13 protein-coding genes are annotated in these 22,820 nt (G+C 71.7%); 5 read left to right on the top strand and 8 right to left on the bottom strand.

Going from position 1 to position 22,820, the window contains the following annotated elements; all coding sequences use genetic code 11:
- Positions 1 to 813 precede the first annotated feature (813 nt).
- From O0S08_RS05335 to O0S08_RS05350, 4 genes are all read right to left on the bottom strand, one after another.
- Positions 814 to 1,887: a PAS domain-containing sensor histidine kinase gene (locus O0S08_RS05335; protein WP_269037907.1), complete on the bottom strand. Its 1,074-nt coding sequence runs from the start codon at positions 1,885 to 1,887 to the stop codon at positions 814 to 816.
- 10 nt (positions 1,888 to 1,897) lie between these two features.
- On the bottom strand, positions 1,898 to 2,506 hold the full coding sequence (locus O0S08_RS05340) for a response regulator (protein WP_269037908.1): 609 nt from the start codon (positions 2,504 to 2,506) through the stop codon (positions 1,898 to 1,900).
- A 195-nt stretch (positions 2,507 to 2,701) separates the two neighbouring features.
- Positions 2,702 to 4,456 carry a response regulator gene (locus O0S08_RS05345; RefSeq protein ID WP_269037909.1) on the bottom strand — a complete coding sequence of 585 codons (1,755 nt, stop codon included), beginning with the start codon at positions 4,454 to 4,456 and terminating at the stop codon, positions 2,702 to 2,704.
- Positions 4,457 to 4,469: 13 nt separating this feature from the next.
- Positions 4,470 to 10,724, bottom strand: a complete 6,255-nt coding sequence (locus tag O0S08_RS05350; RefSeq protein WP_269037910.1) for a HAMP domain-containing protein — start codon at positions 10,722 to 10,724, stop codon at positions 4,470 to 4,472.
- Positions 10,725 to 11,791: 1,067 nt separating this feature from the next.
- On the opposite strand from O0S08_RS05350, the gene O0S08_RS05355 reads away from it, so the two are divergent.
- From O0S08_RS05355 to O0S08_RS05365, 3 genes are all read left to right on the top strand, one after another.
- The gene (locus O0S08_RS05355) at positions 11,792 to 13,003 is read left to right on the top strand and encodes a tetratricopeptide repeat protein (protein ID WP_269037911.1); all 1,212 of its coding nucleotides are present in this window, start codon (positions 11,792 to 11,794) and stop codon (positions 13,001 to 13,003) included.
- Between the two features lie 126 nt (positions 13,004 to 13,129).
- A complete protein-coding gene (locus O0S08_RS05360) occupies positions 13,130 to 14,359 on the top strand; it encodes a hypothetical protein (protein ID WP_269037913.1) in 1,230 nt (409 codons plus the stop codon).
- 27 nt (positions 14,360 to 14,386) lie between these two features.
- On the top strand, positions 14,387 to 15,481 hold the full coding sequence (locus tag O0S08_RS05365) for a hypothetical protein (RefSeq protein WP_269037914.1): 1,095 nt from the start codon (positions 14,387 to 14,389) through the stop codon (positions 15,479 to 15,481).
- Between the two features lie 63 nt (positions 15,482 to 15,544).
- Here the strand turns inward: O0S08_RS05365 and O0S08_RS05370 are convergent, their stop codons facing one another.
- Entirely contained in the window at positions 15,545 to 16,642 is a 1,098-nt protein-coding gene (locus tag O0S08_RS05370; RefSeq protein WP_269037915.1) for a DUF481 domain-containing protein, read from the bottom strand.
- Positions 16,643 to 16,736: 94 nt separating this feature from the next.
- Positions 16,737 to 17,474 carry a ribulose-phosphate 3-epimerase gene (gene rpe, locus O0S08_RS05375; RefSeq protein WP_269037916.1) on the bottom strand — a complete coding sequence of 246 codons (738 nt, stop codon included), beginning with the start codon at positions 17,472 to 17,474 and terminating at the stop codon, positions 16,737 to 16,739.
- A gap of 123 nt (positions 17,475 to 17,597) precedes the next feature.
- On the opposite strand from rpe, the gene O0S08_RS05380 reads away from it, so the two are divergent.
- Both O0S08_RS05380 and O0S08_RS05385 read left to right on the top strand, forming a co-directional pair.
- Positions 17,598 to 18,815, top strand: a complete 1,218-nt coding sequence (locus O0S08_RS05380) for an MFS transporter (RefSeq protein ID WP_269037917.1) — start codon at positions 17,598 to 17,600, stop codon at positions 18,813 to 18,815.
- On the top strand, positions 18,812 to 20,419 hold the full coding sequence (locus O0S08_RS05385) for an Eco57I restriction-modification methylase domain-containing protein (protein ID WP_269037918.1): 1,608 nt from the start codon (positions 18,812 to 18,814) through the stop codon (positions 20,417 to 20,419). The genes O0S08_RS05380 and O0S08_RS05385 overlap by 4 nt, the downstream gene beginning before the upstream one ends.
- Before the next feature lie 86 nt (positions 20,420 to 20,505).
- On the opposite strand, the gene O0S08_RS05390 is transcribed toward O0S08_RS05385, so the two are convergent.
- Positions 20,506 to 21,171 carry a glutathione S-transferase N-terminal domain-containing protein gene (locus O0S08_RS05390; protein WP_269037919.1) on the bottom strand — a complete coding sequence of 222 codons (666 nt, stop codon included), beginning with the start codon at positions 21,169 to 21,171 and terminating at the stop codon, positions 20,506 to 20,508.
- A 249-nt stretch (positions 21,172 to 21,420) separates the two neighbouring features.
- Positions 21,421 to 22,611 carry a pectin acetylesterase-family hydrolase gene (locus O0S08_RS05395; RefSeq protein ID WP_269037920.1) on the bottom strand — a complete coding sequence of 397 codons (1,191 nt, stop codon included), beginning with the start codon at positions 22,609 to 22,611 and terminating at the stop codon, positions 21,421 to 21,423.
- Positions 22,612 to 22,820 lie beyond the last annotated feature (209 nt).

The following is a 22,820-nucleotide window of genomic DNA, read 5'->3' on the forward strand; positions in this document are numbered from 1 at the left end:
ATTGTAGGTGGAATCGTTCCCGGAGTTGGTGATTCGATTGAGCATTGTGGACCCCTCGTCTGACCTCCAATAGATTCGCAATGATCGGATAAAGAGGACGTAAAGAGGAAGCGTGTCCGCATCAAGATCGCATAAAGAACGCTGTTAACTGCGGTGTATGCGCGGTTTTTCTTCGACTTTACTCGACTTTGTCCGACTGAGACCGCGTTTCGTGGTGACCAAAAATAGGGCTAAAACCGGGTTGTGCATAAGGTTAAACCTTAAAATAGTATTATGAATGAGTCGAGAAAGCATGGTTCGGCGTCGGTGAGGTCGCGGCGGCGAGTCGCGAGTCAGCACATTTCCGAATCGTCGTTCTCCGTCCGCGAACCCCGAGCGGGCTCGGCCGGGAGGGCGCTGCGGAGCAGTCGAGGCCGGCGAGCGGTGGGCGGGTCTGCGGGGCGCGGCGGGAGGATGCGGGCGCGTCGAGAGAGGCGTCGCAGGGCCGCAGCTGGGGGACGGGACGTCGCGTCGGGAGCGCCGTGGTGTTCGCGGCACGCGGGCAGGCGTCGTGGCAGGTGCACGGGTGACGGGACGGCGTAGAGAGTGCCGTGGTGTTCGCGGCACGCGGGCATGCGTCGTGGCAGGTGCACGGGTGACGGGACGGCGCGTAGGGAGTGCCGTGGTGTTCGCGTCACGCGGGCAGGCGTCGTGGCAGTGCACGGGTGACGGACGGGGCGTAGCGAGTGCTCTCGCGTCCGCGTCACGCGACCACGCGTCGTGGCAGAGGCACGGGTGACGGGACGTCGCGTCGCCCGTGCTCTCGCGTCCGCCTCACGCCGGTGCGCGGCGCGGCAGGTGCACGTGCATCAGGTTGCCGCCGGCCTCGCTCGACTCGAAGGCGATCGTGCCGCCGTGGGCGAGCACCAGCTGGCGGGTGACGAACAGGCCGAGGCCGAGGGCGCGGGCGCCGTGGCGGCGGGCCGGGTCGGTGCGGCGGAACGGCTCGAACACCGACTCGCGCACGCTCTCGGGGACGGTGGGGCCGAGGTTGTGGACCATCAGCTCGACGGCGTCGGCCGCCTCGCCGACGGCGCGGACGGAGATCGGCGTGCCCGGCGTGCCGTGGTCGACCGCGTTGCCGAGCAGGATGGTGACGACCTGTAGCAGGCGATCGAAGTCCCAGGTGCCGCGCAGGTCGCCGACGGCGTCGAAGCGGATCCGCGTCTTGCCGTTCGGCAGCTCCTCGATCGCCTGCTCGACGATCTCGCGCAGGTCGACGGCGACGGGGTGGACGGCGATGCGGGCGCCGAGGCGCACGAGCGTCAGGTCGAGCAGCTGCTCGATCAGCCGACCCATGCGCTCGCCGCTGGCGAGCACGCGCTCGAGCGGGGTGCGGACCGGCTCCTCGCGCGCGCGCAGGAGGGCCAGCTGGGCCGAGACCATCATCGCGTTCAGCGGGTTGCGCAGGTCGTGGCCGAGGATCCCGAGCACCATCTCGCGGAAGGCGTCGACCTCCTTGCGCGCGTGGATGTCGACGGCCGCGCCGACCCACTCGAGCCGCTCGCCGCCGGCGCCGAGCACCGGCGCGGCGCGCAGCTGCGTCCAGGCGTGATGACCGTCGGGGCGCTGCAGGCGGAGCTCGACGTCCCACGCGACGCCGGCGGCCACCGCGGCGCGCACGGCCGCCTCGACGCGCTCGCGGTCGTCGGAGTGCACGCCGGCGAGGACGCCGCGCTCCAGCCACTGCTCGCGGCTCACGCCGGTCAGCGCGCGCCAGCCGGGCGAGTCCTCGAGCGGGCGCGCGCCGTCGGGCGCGAGCCGCCACACGACCTGGCCGGTCGCCTGCGCGAGGGCGGCGAAGCGGCGCTCGGCGGCGGTGTCGTCATCAGCGGTGCTGCGGCTCATGCGTGGCTCCTCAACGGCGCTCCAGCAGCTTGCGGAGCGCGTCGCGCAGGGCGCCGAGGTCGATCGGCTTGCGCAGGACGATCGCGCCGCCGGCCTCGACGCGTCGCTCGGCCGTCACCAGCAGCACGGGGATCGGCGCGAGGCGAGGGTCGCGGGCCTGAGCCGCGCGGAACTCCTGCCCGCCCATGCGCGGCATCTTGAGGTCGAGGACGATGACCGCCGGCAGCGGCGTCGCCGGGGCCGCGAGCAGCTCGAACGCCTCGATGCCGTCGGCGGCGGCCAGCACGCCGTAGCCCTCGTCGACCAGGAAGTCGCGCAGCGACTCGCGGACCATCTCGTCGTCGTCGACCACCAGCACGTAGTCGCGGGGCGTCGCCGCCGCCGGGTGCTGCCCCGGCGTCTCCGACCGGCGCTGGCCCTCCGCCAGCATCCACTTGTCGACCTCCGACAGCTTCAGCTTCCACAGCTTGCCGATCTTCTGCGCCGGCAGGCCGCGGCGCTCGATCCAGCGGTAGATCGAGTCCTTGCGCACTCCGAGGTGCGCGGCGACCTCGTCGATCGAGGCCCACGGCTCCGAGCGCGGATCGTCGTCGCGTGGCGGGCGAGGCGGTGCGGCCATGCGCAAGATTGCTACCTCGGAGAATGAAATCCCTCAATAGTCGTGAAAACACGGTACTGAAGTGCGCCAATGACGCGGGCGCGGCCGCGCCGGCCGGAGGCGGGCGGACGGGCGTCCGAGTCTGTCTCCGGAGACAGGAACCAGAGCCTGTCCTTTGGGACAGGAGGCGCCTCGCGGCGCGGGCGCGGGTCGCCGCTAACCGACGCTCTTGCGCCCGGCGCCGCGGGACTGCGTCATCAGGCGGGTCAGCTTGGCGAAGTTGACCGGCTTGACCAGGTGGGCGTCGAAGCCGGACTGCTGTGTCCGCGTGCGCACGTCCTCCTGGCCCCACCCGGTGACTGCGATCAAGAGCACGTGTTCGGCCCAGGGTTGCGAGCGGATCCACGAGGCGGCGCCGAAGCCGTCGAGCTTCGGCATGCCGAGGTCGAGGAAGATGACCTCGGGGCGGAATCGGTCGGCGGCGTCGATGCCTTGCTGGCCGTCGTAAGCGGTCTCGACGATGTTACCGCTCACCTTGAGCAGGCCGGCCAGGCTGAGGGCGGCGTCGACGTTGTCGTCGACCACGAGCACCCGGCGGGCGGTCGGGCTCGGCTCGGTGGCGGCGCGCGCCGCCGGGCTCGGGTGGGCGGCGGCCTCGCTGCGCAGGAGGGGCAGGCGGACGGTGAACTCGCTGCCCTTGCCCGGGCCGTCGCTGCGGGCGGCGACCGAGCCGCCGTGCAGCTCGACCAGGCGGCGGACCAGCGCGAGCCCGATCCCGAGGCCGCCCTGGGCCTGGTGGACGGTGCGGTCGACCTGAGTGAACAGCTCGAACACTTTCGGCAGCATCTCGCCGGAGATCCCGGTGCCCGAGTCGGAGACGTGGATCAGCACGTGCGTGTCGGCAGCGAGCTCGACCGTGAGGCGGATCTCCCCGCCCTCCGGGGTGTACTTGGCGGCGTTGTTGAGCAGGTTGCCGACGACCTGGGTCAGGCGCGTGCGGTCGCCCTCGATCCAGATCGCCTGCTCCGGCGCGTTGACGGCGATCTGGTGGCGCCGCGCGTCGATCAGCGGGCGGGTCGTCTCGAGCGCGCGGCTGATCACCGCCGCGACCTCGAGCGGCGCGCTCTGCAGCTTGATCTTGCCCTGGGTGATCCGCGAGACGTCGAGCAGGTCGTCGACGAGGCGGTGCAGCTGCTCGGTCTGGCGCTCGATGACGTCGCGACACCAGCGGACCTCGGGGTCCTCGATCTCCTTGACGCCCATCAGCTCGACGGCGCTGTGGATCGGCGCCAGCGGGTTGCGCAGCTCGTGGGCGAGCATGGCCAGGAACTCGTCCTTCTGGCGGTCGGCCTCGCGCAGCTGCTCGTGGGTGCGGCGCAGCGCGTCCTCGGCCCGCTGGCGCTCGGCGACCTCGGCGGCCAGGGTGCGGTTGGCCTCGGCGAGCCCGGCGTTGGCCCGCTCGAGCACCGCGTTGAGCTGCTCGAGCTCGCGGGTCTTCTCGGCCTGCAGGTTGGAGTTGGCGAGCGCGAGCTGGGCGTTGGCCTGCCCGAGCTCGCGGTTGGCCCGCACCAATTCCTGGCGCTTGAGGTGGAGCTCGACCAGCACCGAGACCTTGCCGCGCAGGATCTCGGGGACGATCGGGACGTAGACGTAGTCGACCGCGCCGAGCTCGTAGCCGCGGAGGGCGTCGAGGTCGGTGATGTTGTGGCCGGTGACGAAGATGATCGGGGTCCGCTCGAACCGCGGGTGCTGGTGGATCATCGCCGCGGTCTCGAAGCCGTCCATCTCGGGCATGCTGACGTCGAGGAGGATGACGGCGAACTCCTCCTTGAGCAGCTTCTGCAGCGCCTCGACGCCCGACGACGCGCGCACCAGGTTCTGCTCGAGCGGCGCGAGGATGGCCTCGTAGCTGAGCAGCCGGGCCGGCTGGTCGTCGACCAGGAGGATGTTGACTCGTTCGCGCGCGGTCATGACGACACCTCCGTCACCTGTGGAGCCAGATCCGCAGCAGGGACAGCAACTGCTCGGTGTTCACCGGCTTGGCGATGTAGTCGGACGCGCCGGCCTCGAGGCACTTCTCGCGGTCGCCCTTCATCGCCTTGGCGGTGAGGGCGATCATCGGCAGGCGCCTCAGGCCCGGGTCCTTGCGGATCCGCCGCATCGTCTCGTAGCCGTCCATCTCGGGCATCATGATGTCGACGAGGGCCAGCGCCAAATCCGGGGTGGATTTGACGATGTCGATGGCCTCCTGGCCGGTCGAAGCGCTGATGACGCGCATGCCCTGGCGCTCGAGCAGGGACGACAGGGCGAAGATGTTGCGCACGTCGTCGTCGACCACCAGGACCCGCTTGTTGACCAGGACCTCGTTGTTGTCGTGGAGGCGCTCGATCATCCGCTGCTTGTTCGGTGGCAGGGCGGTGATGTCGCGGTGGAGCACCAGCGCGGTCTCGTCGAGCAGGCGCTCCGGCGACTGCACGTCCTTGAGGATGATGCTCTTGGCGACCTTGCGCAGCTGGGTCTCCTCGGCGGGCGACAGCTCCTTGCCGGTGAACACGACGACCTGGAGGTCGCGCATGGCCGGCTCGTGCTGCAGGCGGGCCAGCAGCTCGAAGCCGGTCATGTCGGGCAGGCGCAGGTCGAGGACCACGCAGTCGAACGGGCGCTCGCGCAGGGCCACCAGGGCGGCCGAGCCGCTGTCGACGGCGGTGATGCGGATGTCGTCGTGCTGCAGCAGCTCGGACAGGCTCATGCGCTCGACGTCGTCGTCCTCGATGATGAGGAGCTCGCGCGGCTTCTTGTTGGCGAACCGCTTCATGCGGTCGAAGGCGGCGGCCAGGCTGTCGCGCGACAGCGGCTTGTTGAGGTAGGTGAAGGCGCCGCGCTCGAGCACGTGCTGGCGCTCGTCGTCGAGCGTCAAGATCTGGACGGGGATGTGCCGGGTCGCCGGGTTCTGCTTGAGCTGGCTCAGAACGGCCCAGCCGTGCACGTCGGGCAGGAAGATGTCCAGCGAAATCGCGGTCGGGCGGAATTGGAGCGCAAGGTTGATCGCGTCGGCGCCGCGCAGGGTGACCAGGCCCTTGAAGCCGCGCTCGCGCGCCACCTCGAGCAGGAGGACGGCGAAGTGCGGGTCGTCCTCGACGATGAGCAGCGACATGTCGCCGGGGCGCAGCGAGTCGCGGTCGTCGACGAGCTGGTCGGGCCGGGCCGGGACGGCGGTCGCGGGGGCGGCCAGGTGATTGCGCGGGGTCGGCGGCGCCTTGCTGTTGGCCGGGCCCTGGTACTGGAGGGGCAGGTACAGGGTGAAGGTGCTGCCGCTGCCGAGGGCGCTGTGCAGCTTGATCTCGCCGCCGAGCAGGCTGGCGAGCTCGCGGCTGATGGCGAGGCCGAGGCCGGTGCCGCCGTACTTGCGGGCGGTGCCGGCGTCGGCCTGCTGGAACGCCTCGAAGATGATGCGCTGCTTCTCCGGCGGGATGCCGATGCCGGTGTCGCTGACCGAGAACGAGACCACGCCGGGCGCGGTGCTGAGGACCGGGTGCTCGGGGTTCCAGCCGCTGGCGGCGACCTTGACCTCGAGGCGGACGCCGCCGCGCTCGGTGAACTTGAAGGCGTTGGACAGCAGGTTCTTCAGCACCTGCAGCAGGCGCTTGGGGTCAGTTGTGATCGCCCGGCCGATGTTGGGGGCGAAGTCGGTGGTGAGGGTGAGGCCGCGGTTCTCGGCCTCGTGGCGGAAGTTGCGCTCGACGGTGTCGCGCAGGCTCGAGAACGGCAGCTCCTCGGAGTCGACGGTGACGGTGCCCGACTCGATCTTCGACAGGTCGAGGATGTCGCTGATCAGGTTGAGCAGGTCGGTGCCGGCGGCGTGGATCGTCTTGGCGAACTCGACCTCGCGCTCGCTGAGGTTGTGCTCGATGTTGTCGGCCAGCTGCTGGCCGAGGATGAGGATGCTGTTGAGCGGCGTGCGCAGCTCGTGCGACATGTTGGCGAGGAACTCGGACTTGTAGCGCGAGGTCAGCACCAGCTCGGCCGCCTTCTCCTCGAGCGCGCGGCGGGCCTGCTCGATCTCCTGGTTCTTGCGCTCGACCTCCGCGTTCTGCTCGGCCAAGAGCTTGGCCTTCTGCGCCAGCTCCTCGTTGGTCTGCTGCAGCTCCTTCTGCTGCGCCTGCAGCTCGCCGGCCAGCTGCTGCGACTGCTGCAGCAGGCCCTCGGTGCGCATGGTCGCCTCGATGGTGTTGATGACGATGCCGATGCTGCCCGTCAGCTGCTCGAGGAACGCCAGGTGCGAGGCCGTGAACTCGCGCAGCGACGCCAGCTCGATGACCGCCTTGACCTGGCCCTCGAACAGCACCGGCAGCACGATCACCGTGCGCGGGCGGGCGGACAAAAGGCCGGAGCTGATGACCACGGTGTCGTCGGTCACCTGCGACAGCAAGATCCGCTGGCGCTCGAAGGCGCACTGGCCGACCAGGCCCTCGCCGACGGCGTACTGGCGCGGGTTCTTGGGGTCGCGGGCGTCGGCGTAGCTGGCCAGCTGGCTCAGCGCCGACTCGCCGTTGATGCCGTCCATGACGTACATGACGCCCTGCTGGGCGTCGATCAGCGGCACCAGCTCGGACAGCAGGCGCTGGCCGACCGTGATGAGGTCGCGCTGGCCCTGCATCATGCGGGTGAAGCTGGCGAGGTTGGTCTTGAGCCAGCCCTGCTCGTTGTTGCGCTCCGTGGTGGCGCGCAGGTTGTCGATCATCGCGTTGATGTTGTCCTTGAGGTCGGCGACCTCGCCGCGCGCCTCGACCTGGATCGACCGGGTCAGGTCGCCCTTGGTGACGGCGGTGGCGACCTCGGCGATGGCGCGGACCTGGGTGGTCAGGTTGGCCGCCAGCAGGTTGACGTTGGCGGTCAGGTCCTTCCAGGTGCCGGCCGCGCCGGGCACGTTGGCCTGGCCGCCGAGGCGGCCCTCGACGCCGACCTCGCGCGCGACCGAGGTGACCTGGTCGGCGAAGATCGCCAGGGTCCCGGTCATGTTGTTGATCGTGGTCGCCAGCGCCGCGACCTCGCCCTTGGCCTCGACCGTGAGCTCCTGCCGCAGGTCGCCGTTGGCCACCGCGGTCACGACCTTGACGATGCCGCGCACCTGGTTGGTGAGGTTGGCGGCCATGACGTTGACGTTGTCGGTCAGGTCCTTCCAGGTGCCGGCGACGCCCTTGACCTGGGCCTGACCGCCGAGCTTGCCCTCGGTGCCGACCTCGCGGGCGACGCGGGTCACCTCGGCCGCGAACGCGTTGAGCTGGTCGACCATCGTGTTGATGGTGTCCTTGAGCTGGAGGATCTCGCCCTTGACGTCGACGGTGATCTTCTTCGACAGGTCGCCGCGGGCGATCGCGGTCGTGACCTCGGCGATGTTGCGCACCTGCGAGGTCAGGTTCGACGCCATCGAGTTGACGTTGTCGGTCAGGCCCTTCCACGCGCCGGCGACCCCGGGCACCTGGGCCTGGCCGCCGAGGATGCCCTCGGTGCCGACCTCGCGGGCGACGCGGGTCACCTCGGCGGCGAAGCCGTTGAGCTGGTCCACCATCGTGTTGATGGTGTTCTTGAGCTCGAGGATCTCGCCCTCGACGTCGACGGTGATCTTGCGCGAGAGGTCGCCGCGGGCGACGGCGGTGGTGACCTCGGCGATGTTGCGCACCTGCGAGGTCAGGTTCGAGGCCATCGAGTTGACGTTGTCGGTCAGGTCCTTCCAGGTGCCGGCGATCCCGGGCACCTGGGCCTGGCCGCCGAGCTTGCCCTCGGTGCCGACCTCGCGGGCGACGCGGGTCACCTCGGCGGCGAAGCCGTTGAGCTGGTCGACCATCGTGTTGATGGTGTTCTTGAGCTCGAGGATCTCGCCCTTGACGTCGACGGTGATCTTGCGCGAAAGGTCGCCGGTGGCCACCGCGGTGGTGACCTCGGCGATGTTGCGCACCTGCGAGGTCAGGTTCGACGCCATCGCGTTGACCGAGTCGGTGAGGTCCTTCCAGGTGCCGGCCACGCCGGGCACCTGGGCCTGACCGCCGAGCTTGCCCTCCGAGCCGACCTCGCGGGCGACGCGGGTCACCTCCGAGGCGAAGCCGTTGAGCTGGTCCACCATGACGTTGATGGTGTTCTTGAGCTCGAGGATCTCGCCCTTCACGTCGACGGTGATCTTGCGCGAGAGGTCGCCGCGGGCGACGGCGGTGGTGACCTCGGCGATGTTGCGCACCTGCGAGGTCAGGTTCGACGCCATCGAATTGACGTTGTCGGTCAGGTCCTTCCACGTGCCGGCCACGCCGGGCACCTGGGCCTGACCGCCGAGGTTGCCCTCGGTGCCGACCTCGCGGGCGACGCGGGTCACCTCGGCGGCGAAGCCGTTGAGCTGGTCGACCATCGTGTTGATGGTGTTCTTGAGCTCGAGGATCTCGCCCTTGACGTCGACGGTGATCTTGCGCGAAAGGTCGCCGCGGGCCACGGCGGTGGTCACGTCGGCGATGTTGCGGACCTGCGAGGTGAGGTTCGACGCCATCGCGTTGACGTTGTCGGTCAGGTCCTTCCAGGTGCCGCCGGCGCCCTTGACCTGGGCCTGACCGCCGAGCTTGCCCTCGGTGCCGACCTCGCGGGCGACGCGGGTGACCTCGGCGGCGAAGCCGTTGAGCTGGTCGACCATCGTGTTGATGGTGTTCTTGAGCTCGAGGATCTCGCCCTTGACGTCGACGGTGATCTTTCTCGAGAGGTCGCCGCGGGCCACGGCGGTGGTGACCTCGGCGATGTTGCGCACCTGCGAGGTCAGGTTCGAGGCGAGGCCGTTGACGTTGTCGGTGAGGTCCTTCCAGGTGCCGGCCACGCCGGGCACCTGGGCCTGGCCGCCGAGCTTGCCCTCGGTGCCGACCTCGCGAGCGACGCGCGTCACCTCGGAGGCGAACGAGCGCAGCTGCTCGACCATCGTGTTCAGCGTCTCCTTGAGCTGGAGGATCTCGCCGCGCACGTCGACGGTGATCTTGCGCGAGAGGTCGCCGCCGGCGATCGCGGTGGCCACCTCGGCGATGTTGCGGACCTGCGCGGTCAGGTTCGACGCCATCGAGTTGACGTTGTCGGTGAGGTCCTTCCAGGTGCCGGCGACGCCGGGGACCTGGGCCTGGCCGCCGAGCTTGCCCTCGGTGCCGACCTCGCGGGCGACACGCGTCACCTCGGCGGCGAAGCCGTTGAGCTGGTCGACCATCGTGTTGATGGTGTTCTTGAGCTCGAGGATCTCGCCCTTGACGTCGACGGTGATCTTGCGCGAGAGGTCGCCGCGGGCGACGGCGGTGGTGACCTCGGCGATGTTGCGCACCTGCGAGGTCAGGTTCAGCGCCATCGCGTTGACGGAGTCGGTCAGGTCCTTCCAGGTGCCGGCGACGCCCGGCACGATCGCCTGACCGCCGAGCTTGCCCTCGCTGCCGACCTCGCGAGCGACGCGCGTCACCTCGGAGGCGAACGAGCGCAGCTGGTCGACCATGGTGTTGATCGCCTCCTTGAGCTGGAGGATCTCGCCGCGCACGTCGACGGTGATCTTGCGCGAGAGGTCGCCGCTGGCGACCGCGATCGTGACCTCGGCGATGTTGCGCACCTGCGCGGTCAGGTTGCCGGCCATCGAGTTGACGTTGTCGGTGAGGTCCTTCCATACGCCCGACAGGCCGGCGACCTGGGCCTGGCCGCCGAGCTTGCCGTCGGTGCCGACCTCGCGAGCGACGCGCGTCACCTCGCTGGTGAATACGCTCATCTGGTCGATCATCGTGTTGACGATCGTGGCGGAGCGCAGGAACTCGCCCTGCAGCGGCCGGCCCTCGACGTCGAGCCGCATGGTCTGCGACAGGTCGCCCTTGGCGACGGCGCCGATGGCCCGGCTCACCTCGGCCGTCGGCCACAGGAGGTCGTCGATCAGGGTGTTGACCGAGTCCTCCATGGCACCCCACGCGCCGGCCCGGTTGTGCCCGCGCACCCGCTGGCGCGTCTGGCCGCGCTTGCCCACGACCTCGCCGATCCGCTCGAGCTCGCCCGCCATGGTCCGGTTGGCGACGATGATCTGATTGACGGTGTCGGCGATCTTCCCGCCCAGGCCCGTCCAGTCGCCGGGCAGCTCGGCCGAGAAGTCGCCGTCGCGCACGGCCTGCAGCACGCGCAAGAGCTGCCGCTGCTCGGGGGTGCCGATGCCGGTCAGGCCGGCCCCGCTTTCCGTCGCGTCCGTGATGGTCATGTCCCAGTGCTCCTCGTCAGACAGGCAGACAGGCCCGACGGCCTCGCGTCCAGGAGGATACGCAGCTTCACACGCGGCGTCCCCCTCGATCATGTCAGCCGTGAAAGGCGCGTCTGCCGCGATGCCAGCGAAAAAACTGGGAATATCCCGCGACTTACGGCGGTACGAGGCGCTGCCCCCGGCCACCCTCCGAGCGCGAGGCGCTCGCCCCGTCCGCGACGACGACGTCGCGTTCGCACACATCGGCCGCCGCAGGTCGTGGATGTGGGGCCGCGAGCGCGCGCGGGCGCGATTGATAGTACATGCCCGAAGAGACATATCGTCGCGGGCGAAGTCGGCGCCGGCGGCGGTCGCCGCGAGCGCTCGCAGGAGGATGCGTGAGGGCGTGAGGGCGAGAGGCAGCCGCACAGGTGCAGGCGTCGGCGTCGATGGGCCGTGGCCTCGCTCCACCACGCCAGGCGCGATCTCGCGGAGCGCCAGGCTTGCGGCGGAGCTGCATGCCGGGTCTTCGCATGCGCTCGCAGGGAGTGTGCTCGGGGGCGGTGAGGGCGAGAGGCAGTCGCACAGGTGCAGGCGTCGATGGGCTTCGCTCGACCAGGTGCAGGCGCGAGCTCGCAGATCGCCAGCTTGCGGCGGAGCTGCATGCGGGGTCTTCAGGCGCGAGGCAAATTAGGGCGCGGGGATCGCTCGCACCCGCCTTGAGCTCGAGCTGCGGCCGCAGAGCGTCGCTGGTTCCGTGCACCACGACCCCGACAAGGCCGCGCTCCCGGGCGGCTCGCCCGCACCCGACCTCGTTCCTGGCCTCGCTCGCTCGCGGCCGCAGAGCGCCGCTGGCCCCGTGCATCACGACCGCGAGGTTGCGATCCTGGATCGCTCGCACTCGACCTCGTGTCTGGCTTCGCTCGCTCGCGGCGGCCGCCACGATTTCGGGTGGATGCTCGCGGATTCTCGGTCCGTCGCGCCCTCGCGTCGCGACGATGGCGGACTCCAGGCGCGAGGCCGCGGACCCGCGCCCGCCGAGGCTTGACGCTCCCGGGGGGGTGGGCCACGCTCGCGCAAATATGCGGATGGACCGGCGTCTCCCGCCCGTGGCCGCGGGCTTGTTGTGGGCCGTGACCGCCTGCTCGGGGCGGACGCAGGCGACCGCGCCGGCCGAGCTGCAGCCGCCGCCGCTGTGCGAGGCCAGCGAGTGCAACTCCCAGGGCATGCAGGCGCTCGGGCTGCAGCGGCCGGACGAGGCGCTGCGCCTGCTCGATCGGGCATGTTCCCTGGGACATGCGATCGGCTGCTCCAACCTCGCCGGGGTGTACCGCGGCGGGGTCGGCGGCGCGCCCAAGGACCCGCCGCGGGCGGTCGGGCTGTACGACCGCTCGTGCCGGCTGGGCTTCGCCGAGGCCTGCGCGACGGTCGGGACGATGCTGTCCGAAGGGACAGCCGTGCCGGCCGACCCGCCGCGGGCGCTGGGGATGTTCGAGCAGGCGTGCGCGAAGCAGGACGCGTTCGCGTGCTTCACTGCGGGGCTGTTCTACGAGACAGGTCGCGGGATGCCGGCGCGCGACCCGGCCCGCGCGACCCGCTCGTTCGAGCAGGCGTGCGGGCTCGGCCACGCGACGGGCTGCTTCAACGCGGGGATCTTGCTGTACGACGAGGCGGCGGGCGGGGCCGGCGAGAACGCGCGGGCGGTCGAGCTGTTCGCCCGCGCGTGCGACGGGGCCCAGCCGGCCGGGTGCCTGCGCCAGGGGCTGGCGGCGCTGCGCGGGGTCGGGACGGCCGCCGACGCGAACAAGGCGGCGAGCCTGTTCGCGCGCGCGTGCGAGGGCGGCGACGGCGACGCGTGCGGGCTGGCGGAGCAGCTGAAGAAGTCGCGCGGGCGCAAGATCGAGGTGGCGCTGACGAGCCGCGCGCCGGCGCTGACGATGGCCGGGCTGACCGTGCACGAGCTGTCGTGCCGCATGGCGCAGACCGACCCGCTGGCGCTGGCGGAGGCGCTCGAGGGTGTGGCGGCCCACAAGGCGGCGCTCGACGCCTGCGCGCCGGCCGGGGCGGCGGTGGCGGTGGCCTGGACCTACCGCGGCGGCCGGGCGGCGCTGGTGCGGGTCGACGGGGCCGATCCCAGGCTGGCGGGCTGCGTGCGCAAGGCGGCCCTGCGGGCCCGCTCGAGCCTGTCGGCCAGCTGCGCGGCGACGCTGCTGATCGGCGAGGCCGCGGGCGCCCGCAAGGCCCTGGCCGAGCGGAGCTCCGCGAGCTCGCCCGCGCGTCCGCTGGCGCAGGCGCGTTGACAGGCCGCGCGGGCGAGGCCGCGGGCGCCCGCAAGGCCCTGGCCGAGCGGAGCTCCGCGAGCTCGCCCGCGCGTCCGCTGGCGCAGGCGCGTTGACAGGCCGCGCGCGGGGCCCGTAGCGTGGGGCATGCGCTTAATTTCGCGTCGGTTCGGGCCCGTGATCCTCCTGGCCGCGGCGATGGCGTGCGGCAGCGACCAGACCGGCGCGACCGACACCGACACCGGCACCGGCACCGGGACGACCGGCGAGGCGATCGCGCTGGCGGACTTCTTCGACCTGGCCGAAGAGGCATATTGCGGGTGGGCGGTCCGCTGCGGCGCGTTCGCGGAGGCGGCGGACTGCCGCGCGGTCGAGTTCTTCGAGACGATCTATCCGCCGCGCTTGCTGGCCGAGGCGTGGCTCGACGTCGGTCAGGGCGGGCAGGCGGTCGAGTACCTGCTTGCGTCGGCGGAGGCGGGGCGGCTGGTGTTCGACGCCGAGGCGGCGGCGACCTGTCTGGCCCACGTCGAGGCGCGCGGCTGCGGGGTGCCGGGCTCGTACGCCGTCGAAGAGGCCGAGCTGGCCGGCAAGGCCGCCTGCGACGCGATCCTGCGCGGGACGACGGTCGAGAACGGGCCGTGCCTGCTGTCGGTCGAGTGCGCGCCGCAGGACGGGCGGACGATGGTGTGCGGCTTCGACCCGACCTGCAGCGACGGCTGCTGCATCGGCGGCTGCCGCCCGCTGGCCGCGCTGCCGATCGGCACGCCGTGCAGCTTCAACAGCCGCTGCGAGGAAGGCAGCTACTGCGGCCGCGACACCAACACCGGGATGTTCACGGTGTGCACCGCGAAGCAGCCGATCGGCGGCGCCTGCCAGGGCTTCGACGAGTGCGGCGCCGACGCCTACTGCGACTTCGCGGCCGGCAAGTGCCTGGCGCTGGCCGGGGTGGGCGAGCCGTGCGCCGACTTCGGCGACGAGGGCTGCAAGCCGGGGCTGTACTGCGCCGACCCGGGCTACGTCGGCGACGGCCGCTGCTACGAATATTCGCCGCTCGGCGGGGCCTGCCTCGCCGACTGGTACCTCGGCTGCGGGCCGCTCGGATCGCTCTGTGACCTGCAGGCCGAGCAGTGCGTGGTCGGGCCCGGGCCGGGCGAGGCGTGCCCGTCCGGCGGGTGCGGCCTGACCAGCAGCTGCGACTGGAACACCCAGACCTGCGTGGCCCTGGCCCGCGAGGGCGAGCCGTGCGGCGACAGCCTGCGCTGCGCCGGGGCGCTGCAGTGCGACGGCTGGGACCCAAGCGAGGCCCGCTGCCGCGCGCCGGCGGTCACCAGCGTGTGCGCGGTGCCGGGCGAAGATGATCTGCCTCAAGGGCCATAACTCTTAGGACATGTTTTGGAGGACATCATGAAGAAGACGATCCGCGGGTGGGTGCTGGGGTTCGGCGCGGCGGCTGCGGGGTGCGCCCAGCAGGCCACGCCCGAGAACTTCGCCGGCGAGTACGAGGAGGCGCTGTGCGCCTGGGCGACCGGCTGCTCGGTGTTCCAGTCGCGCGGGCAGTGCCGCGACGCGCTGGTGTGGGACACGTCGGGGCGCTTCCAGTACCTGCTCGCGGCGCTCGAGGCCGACCGGGTGGCGTTCGACGCCGAGGCGGCCGAGGCCTGCCTCGAGCAGGTGAGCGCGCAGGCGTGCGACCGCGACCAGCTCGACCGGGTGCTGTTCTTCGCCGGCCCGACCGCGGCGCCCGCGGTGTGCGCCGACGTGTTCGTCGGCAAGGTCCGCAACTACGACCCGTGCCTCAACTCGGAGGAGTGCGCCGGCGAGGCGGTGTGCGGGTTCTCGCCGCTGGGCTGCGACGAGGGCACGTGCTGCGCGGGCGCGTGTCGGGTGCTCGCCGGCGCGGGGCCGCAGATCGGCGAGGCGTGCACCGGCTCCGACTGCGCCGACGACGCCTTCTGCGCCCGCGACCCGAACACCTTCGTGCCCACGGTGTGCACCGCGCGGCGTGAGGCCGGCGAGTCGTGCGCCGACGACGGCGGCTCGTGCGTCGCCGCGGCCTACTGCGACTTCGACGCCTCGATCTGCAAGGCGCGGGGCCAGGAGGGCGACGACTGCTCCTCCGGCTGGGTCGAGTGCGCCGAGGGCCTCGACTGCTACGCCGACGACGACGACCGGCGCACCTGCCGGGCGCTGCCGAACGAGGGCGAGAGCTGCTCGAACCACAACTACCGGGCGTGCGCCCGCGTCGACGACTACTGCGACGCGTCGAGCAAGTGCGCCAAGCTGCCCGGCCCCAACGAGGCCTGCGCCGACTACCAGTGCCTGCCCTACGCCGAGTGCCGGGGCGAGTCCGGCTCCCTGGTCTGCGTCGCCCTCGGCAGCGAGGGCTCGGACTGCGGCGAAGCCTCCGGCTACGTGCGCTGCATCGGCCACCTGCAGTGCGGCGCGGGCGACCGCTGCGTCGAACCCGAGGCCGAGCCGGTGTGCGACGTGCCGGAGTGAGCGGGCTCGGGTCCTGCGGAGATGTCCCCGGGGACAGGTCGAAAACCTGCCCCGAGGGACAGCTCAGATGAACTTGAACACCAGGCTGAACGAGGTGATCGTGTCGAGCTTCTTGATCCCGGGCAGCGGGGCGTTGTCGTAGCGCAGGGTGAAGCTGGTGGCGAACGCGAAGCGCTTGCCGAGGGCGGTGGTCAGGGCCACGTCCCAGTTGACCCACGACTTGGCGCGCGCCTTGCCGCCGTCGGTCTCGACCGGGTTCGAGCGGAACGGCGCGAACGCCTGGATGTACTCGATGCCGGTGGTGAAGGTGACGTACTCGGACAGCAGGTTGCTGTAGCCGAGGAAGATGCGGCCCGAGTGGGTGGCCACGCTCGGGCGGGCGGCGCAGGTCGGCATCGCCGAGGTCGTGTTCGGCACGTCGAGCACCAGGGTGGTGCCGGCGGGGCACTGCGAGTTGTCGGCGCCGCGGCGGACCCGCCGCTGGTCGTACAGGAAGTCGTAGCCGACCTCGGCCCACAGGCGGTGCTTGGGCTGGTTCACCATGTAGAACGCGAAGCCCGGGTCGACGCGCATGCGCATGTTGAGCCCGAGGAACGGGTCGAAGCGGGCGGTCAACATGGTGAAGAACGTGACCCGCGGGTGGAAGTACACGTCGTAGCGGACCCGGCCCTGGACGTTGCCGGCGGTCAGCTGCCCGGTGCGCGCGCCGTCGGGCTGGCGGATCGCGGCCTGCGCGTAGTTGCCGACCAACTGCGCCTGGAACTCGTGGATCTTGCGGCGGATCCGGAACCGGCCGCCGCCGGTCAGCGCCGCCGAGCGGGCGTTGCCGGAGGTGAACAGGCCGCCCGCCGAGATCTCCGCCTCGGTCGCGTCCATCGGCTCGCTGGTGCCGGTGGTCGCGAACTTGTTCTCGTCGAGGTTCGTGGCGCCCGTGCTGGCCGGGGCCTGGGCGCCGACGGTGCCGGCCGCCCGTGGCCCCGCGGCCGCGGCGGTGCCGGTGGGTGCGGGGGCCGGTGCGGGGGCAGGGGCCGGCTCGGCCTCCTCGGCGGGAGCCGGTTGGGCCGGCGGGGCGGGGGTGGGCGATTGAGCGGCGACGTCGCCCGCGGCTGCGAGCACGAGGGCGAACGCGACGAACGAGGGACAACGAGCGGGCGACGGCATGGCGGAATCGGCGCGCTCGTTTGTGACACCGATTGCTCCGCCAGCCAACTTCCCGCGCAGCCGCGGTGGGGTGTCCGGCAGTCCGGACGGCCGGTCAGGTGCGCCAGATCATGGCGGCATCGGCGGTTCCCCGAAGGGCCGCGATGGCGGCCGCGTAGTCGCGGCCGAATTGCGGGCTGCGCAGGACCCCGGTGCCGGACACGAAGGCGTCGGCCCCGTCGGCCGCGACGTCGGCGATGGTGTCGACGGTGATGCCGCCGTCGACCTGGATCCGGGTGGGCAGGCCGGCGGCGGCGATCATGGCCCGCAGCTCGCGGATCTTCGGGCGCACGGCCGGGATGAACTGCTGGCCGCCGAAGCCGGGGTTGACGCTCATGACGAGCACGAGGTCGCACAGGTCGAGCACGTGGACCAGCACCGACACGGGGGTGTGCGGGTTGAGGCTGACGCCGGCCAGCACCCGCCCGCCCGACTTGCGCGAGAGGTTGCGGATCTGCTGGAGATTGCGGTGCAGGTGGCGGCAGGCCTCGACGTGCACGGTGATGATGTCGGCCCCGGCGTCGGCGAAGGCGCCGACGTAGCGCTCGGGCTCCTCGATCATCAAGTGACAGTCGAGCACCCGCGAGGTGTGCGGCCGCAACGCGTCGACCACCAGCGGGCCGATCGTGATGTTGGGGACGAAGCGGCCGTCCATCACGTCGACGTGCATCCAGTCGGCGCCCGCCCGGTCGAGCGCGACGACCTCCTCACCCAGGCGGGCGAAGTCGGCGCTGAGCAGCGAGGGGGCGATCACCGGCGCGAGCCGTTCGGACGGGGCTGTATGTTGAGACATGTCTCTCCGGGCATGTGGCCGACCGGCCGCGCGGGAGTGGTAGCACAGTCGGGCGGGCGTGGGTAAACTGCCGGGGTGTGCGCGGACGCCAGGTCGCCTGAGCCCCGGCCCGGATGGGGCGCGGTGGTCCGCGGCAACGTGCTCGCGGTCGGGGTAGTCAGCCTGCTCACGGACCTGTCGAGCGAGATGATCAATCCGCTGCTGCCGGTGTTCGTCGCCGGGCTCGTGCCCGCGTCGACGGCGGCGGTCACGCTCGGGCTGATGGAGGGCCTGGGCGAGGCGACCGCGAGCCTGCTCAAGCTGGTGTCGGGCCGCATGAGCGATCGGCTGGGCAAGCGCAAGGCGCTGATCCTGGGCGGCTACGGGCTGTCGACGCTGGCGCGGCCGCTGTTCTCGCTGGCGACCGCGGGCGGCCACGCGGTCGCGCTGAAGTTCGTCGACCGGGTCGGCAAGGGCGTCCGCACCAGCCCGCGCGACGCGCTGATCGCCGACGCGGTGCCGGCGGCGCGGCGCGGCCTGGCGTTCTCGTTCCACCGGGCGATGGACCACGCCGGCGCGGTGCTCGGGCCGCTGGTCGCGCTGGCGCTGCTGCACGTGCTGCTCGGCTACGGCTTCTGGCGCGGCGAGCGGGCGATCCCGGCGGCCGAGGAGATGGCGGCGCTGCGGGTGGTGTTCGCGGCGGCGCTGGTGCCGGGGCTGCTGGCGCTGGCGGTGATCGTGTTCGCGGTGCGGGAGATCGTGCCGGCGGCGCCGCCGACGAGCGGGCCGGGTTCGCGCGGGGAGGGGCTGCCGCGCCGGTTCTACGGGTTCGTCGCCGCGGCGGCGCTGTTCGCCCTCGGCAACAGCAGCGACCTGTTCCTGCTGCTCTACGCGCACGAGCGGTTCGGCCACGGGCTCGTGCAGCTGATCGCGCTGTGGATCGCGCTGCACCTGGTGAAGATGGCGAGCTCCGTGCCCGGAGGCTTGCTCGCCGACCGGCTCGGCCGGCGCGCGGCGATCCTGATCGGCTGGAGCGTCTACGCGCTGGTCTACCTCGGCCTCGCCCGCGCCGACGCGGCCTGGCAACTGTGGGCGCTGCTGCTGGCCTACGGGCTCTACTTCGGCCTGACCGAAGGGGCAGCCAAGGCGCTGGTCGCCGACCTCACCCCGAGCGCGCAGCGGGGCACCGCGTTCGGCATCTACCACGGCGCCGTCGGCCTGGCCGCGCTGCCGGCGAGCCTGCTGTTCGGGGTGTTCTGGGCCGCGCTCGGGCCCCAGGCGGCGTTCTCGATCGGCGCCGGCCTGGCGCTGGCGGCCGCGCTGGTGCTGCTGACCGCCGCGCGCCCGGGACCGCCGGCATGAACGAGGCCGCGCGGGCGCACGAGCGCGGCCTCGACCCGGCCCGCCGCAAGATCGACGGGGTGTTCTACACGCCGGCGCCGCTGGTGGCCCGGCTGGTCGACGACGCGCTCGGGCGGGCGCTGGCGGCCGCGCCCGCCGCGGCGACGGTGCGGGTGGTCGATCCGTCGTGCGGCGCGGGGGCGTTCCTGGTCGCGGCCGCGCGGGCCTTGCTGGCCCGGGGCGAGCAGATGGCCCGAGAGACAGGTGCGGAGCTCGGCCCGGCCGAGCGGCTCCGGCTGCTGCGCGCGGCGATCTTCGGCGTCGACGTCGACCCGGCGGCGGTCGGGCTGGCGCGCGCGGCGGTGGCCGAGCTGGCAGGAGCTGTCCCCGAGGACATGTCCGAGAACATCAAGGTCGGCAACGCGGTGGTCGGCGAAGGCGCGCCGGCCGAGGCGGGGCCGCCGTTCGTGTGGGCGGACGAGTTCCCGCAGGCGGCCGGCGGCTTCGACGCGGTGCTCGGCAACCCGCCGTTCGTCGGCGCGGAGGCGATGACGCGCCACCACGCGGCGCTGCGCCGCTACTGCGCCGGCCGCTACGAGGCGGCCCGCGGCAACTGGGACCTGTTCTGCGTGTTCATCGAGCTCGGCCTGCGGCTGTGCGCGCCGGGCGGCTACGTGGCGCTGGTGGTGCCCAACAAGCTGGCGTCGGCCGACTACGCGGCGGCGGCCCGGCGGCTGCTGACGCGCGAGGCCCGGCTGGTGGCGCTGCACGACCTCAGCGGCGCGCCGCCGTTCGCCGCCGGGGTCTATCCGCTGGCGTTCGTGGCCCGCCGCGGCGCCGGCGAGGCCGCGCCGGTGACGATCCGCCGCGGGGACGAATGGTGTGAGATGTCCCTCGGGACAGGTGACGGCGACGGGCCGTGGCCGATCTCCGGGCGCGGCGACGCGGCCTGCGTCGCCCACATGCGCGCGGTCGGCCGGCCGCTCGGCGAGCTGGCCGACGTGTGGGGCGCGGCCACCGTCGGCGAGGCCTACGCGATCGCCGAGCTGATCGTCGAGGGCGACGCCGGCCTGCGCGTGGTCAACAGCGGGACGATCGACCGCTGCGCCGAGCTGTGGGGCAAGACGCCGCTGCGCTACCTCGGGCGCAGCTTCCTCCGCCCGGTGATCGCGGCGCCCGAGCGGCTGCCGCCGCGCCGCCTGGCCCAGGCGCGCACGCCGAAGCTGATCGTGGCCGGGATGACGCGCTCGCTCGAGGCGATGATCGACGCCCGCGGCGAGGTCCTGGCCGGCAAGTCGACGACGATCTGCTGGTGGCCCGCCGACCTGCGCGTGCTGGCGGCGATCCTCCACAGCCGCGCGCTCGACGATTATTATCAACACGTGCACGGCGGCGACCGCCTGGCCCGCGGCTACCTGCGGATCGGGCCCCGTCAGCTGCGCGGCCTGCCGGTGCCCGCGCCCGCGGACTGGGACCCGCAGACCGCCGCCGAGATCGCGGCGCTCGTCGACCGCTGGTCCGCCGGCGACGCCTCGGTCGCGCCCGCCTCGACAAGCTGGTCGACGCGCTCTACGGGCTGGCCTGAGCCGGCCCGAGGTGATCGATCGAATCAGTCGAGAGAATGAAAGGACATGTCGTAAAAAACATGTCGATACGGGCACCCGAAGGGGACGCAGCGGTCGCGGCCGACCGCTGCGGGCCCGGGCGCGGCTCACACGAGGATGTTCTTGCGGATCTCGTCCACAGTCTTGTCGCTCGGCTGCGGCTCCGCGGGCGGGACGCTGCGGCCGCGTTGCACGGCGGGGCGCTCGCCGATGTCGCGGAGCCAGCGCTGGAGGTTGTCGAGGCCGTCGAGGGCGACGCCGGCCCAGTCGTGGCCGCGGACCCACGGCCAGGTCGCCATGTCGGCGATCGAGTAGTCGCCGGCGACGTACTCGACCTCGGCGAGCTGCCTGTCGAGCACCTCGAACAGGCGCCGGACCTCGCGCTGGTAGCGGCCGATGGCGTAGGGGATCTTCTCGGGCGCGTAGCGGAAGAACACGTTGGCCTGGCCCATCATCGGGCCGACGCCGCCCATCTGGAACATGAGCCACTGGATCACGCGGCTGCGGGCGCGCACCTCGGTGGGCAGGAACTGACCTGTCTTCTCGGCCAGGTAGATGAGGATCGCCCCCGACTCGAACACCGCGAAGTCGCCGGCGTCGCGGTCGACGATCGCGGGGATCCGGCCGTTGGGGTTGAGGGCGAGGAACTCCGGCTGCTTCTGGTCGCCGCGGGTGAGCGAGAGCGCGTGCACCTCGTAGGGGAGGCCCATCTCCTCGAGCGCGATCGAGACCTTGTGCCCGTTGGGCGTGGCTGCGGTGTAGAGGTCGATCATCGCCATGCTGTAGCAGATGCGGCCGGGCCGTTCGAGGCGGCCGGCAGCGACGCCCGTGCGCCTTCACCGATCCAGCCGCGGGGCGTTCGTCACGTGCGACGTCGCGGCCGGGACAGGAACGACGGCGCCGCGCGCGATCGGGTCGCCACCGATGCGGCGAGGTCGGAGCGAAGCGCACGGGCGGCGGGTGAGAGCCGGCTATGTTTTAAGGGACATGACCGATCGGGCATGTCCAAAGGGGCAGCGCCATCACGGCCCGACGTGGCCGGCCTTGCCGACCAGCAGGTCGCTGAACCAGTCGACGAAGCGGACGCCGTGGACCCAGGTGGAGGAGAACCGGGTGTCCGTGGTCCACACGTGGTCGCCGCTGTCGCCGACGAAGTAGGTGCTCCACACGCCGGCGGGCTTGTTGACGTAGTTGTCGCGCAGGTCGACGAGGCCGGCCTCGAAGTCGCCGGCGGGGACGTTGATGGTCTTCGGCATGCACTCGTCCTCGCCGTAGCCGAAGAAGAAGCGGATCGTCAGGTCTTGCGTGGAGGAGACCAGGCCGAGGTGCTGCTTCGGGTGCTTCTCGCCGAGGTAGCGGGCGAGGTTGGCGAGGCCGCCGCCCGCGCTCGGGAAGCAGTCGTCGCAGCCCTCCGGCAGGGCGTCCTCGAGGCCCCACAGATCGCTCCACTGCTGCTGCAGGCACGAGGCGAGGACGTTGTTGGGCAGCGGCGGGCCGGAGTCGTCGAGCAGGGTGACGCGCGCGTCCGGGAAGGCGCGGGCGATCCGGTCGTAGTGGATGCCGGCGCCGAAACCCCCCGCGCTCGCGCCGGTGACGAGCACGTTGGGCGCCGCCTTGAAGGTCGGGACGATGCGGTCGAGGAAGGCCGTCATGTTGCGGTAGCCGACGAACTGCTGCAGACCGTCGACGCCGGGGATCTCGACGTCGGTGCGGCTGCCGGCGTGGACGTCACCGGTGCAGTACGGGACGTGGACGAAGTTCCAGTCGTGGACCGGGTTGTCGGTCCACGTGTCGTCGAAGATGCCGTCGCCGTCCCAGTTGAACCACCAAGTGTCCTCGTAGTTCGCGGCGTTGTTGGCGCAGGTCAGGGCATTGAAGCAGGCGCCGCCGCCCTCGAAGAAGATGACGAGGCCGGGGCCCTTGCCGTAGCGCAGCCAGATGCCCGCGCGGCTGCCGTCGCGGCACTGCGAGTCGGGGAAGGGGATCCAGTTCCAGCGGCCGTAGTCGTCCCACGGCAGCTTCTCACCGTCCCAGACCTCGGGCTCGGGCTGGACGTCCTCGCCGCTCGTGGTGTCGCCGGTGGTCGAGTCCGTGGTGGTCGGCTCGCTCGCGCCGGGGTCCGTGGTCTCACCGGTGGTACCGGTCGTCGTCCCGGTGGTCGTGTCGTCGGGGCTGGTGTCTTCGGGGTCGGTGTCGCCGGTGCTGGTGGACATCGGCGAGCCCTCGCTGCCGGCGACGGAATCGCCACAGGCGGGAGCCAGCATCCACATTGTCAACGACGAGGTGAGGAGGATACGCGACGGGTTGGCCATATCGGTATTCGGGTGGCCGGGCGCGAGGGCCCAGCGCTGCAAACAGAGGCGCCGGAATAGTTCGAGCCAGAAGACGAGATAGCAGAGCGAGCCCCGGGTTGCGAGGCGGA

Source organism: Nannocystis punicea, assembly GCF_026965555.1.
In the GTDB taxonomy this organism is placed as follows: domain Bacteria; phylum Myxococcota_A; class Polyangia; order Nannocystales; family Nannocystaceae; genus Nannocystis; species Nannocystis punicea.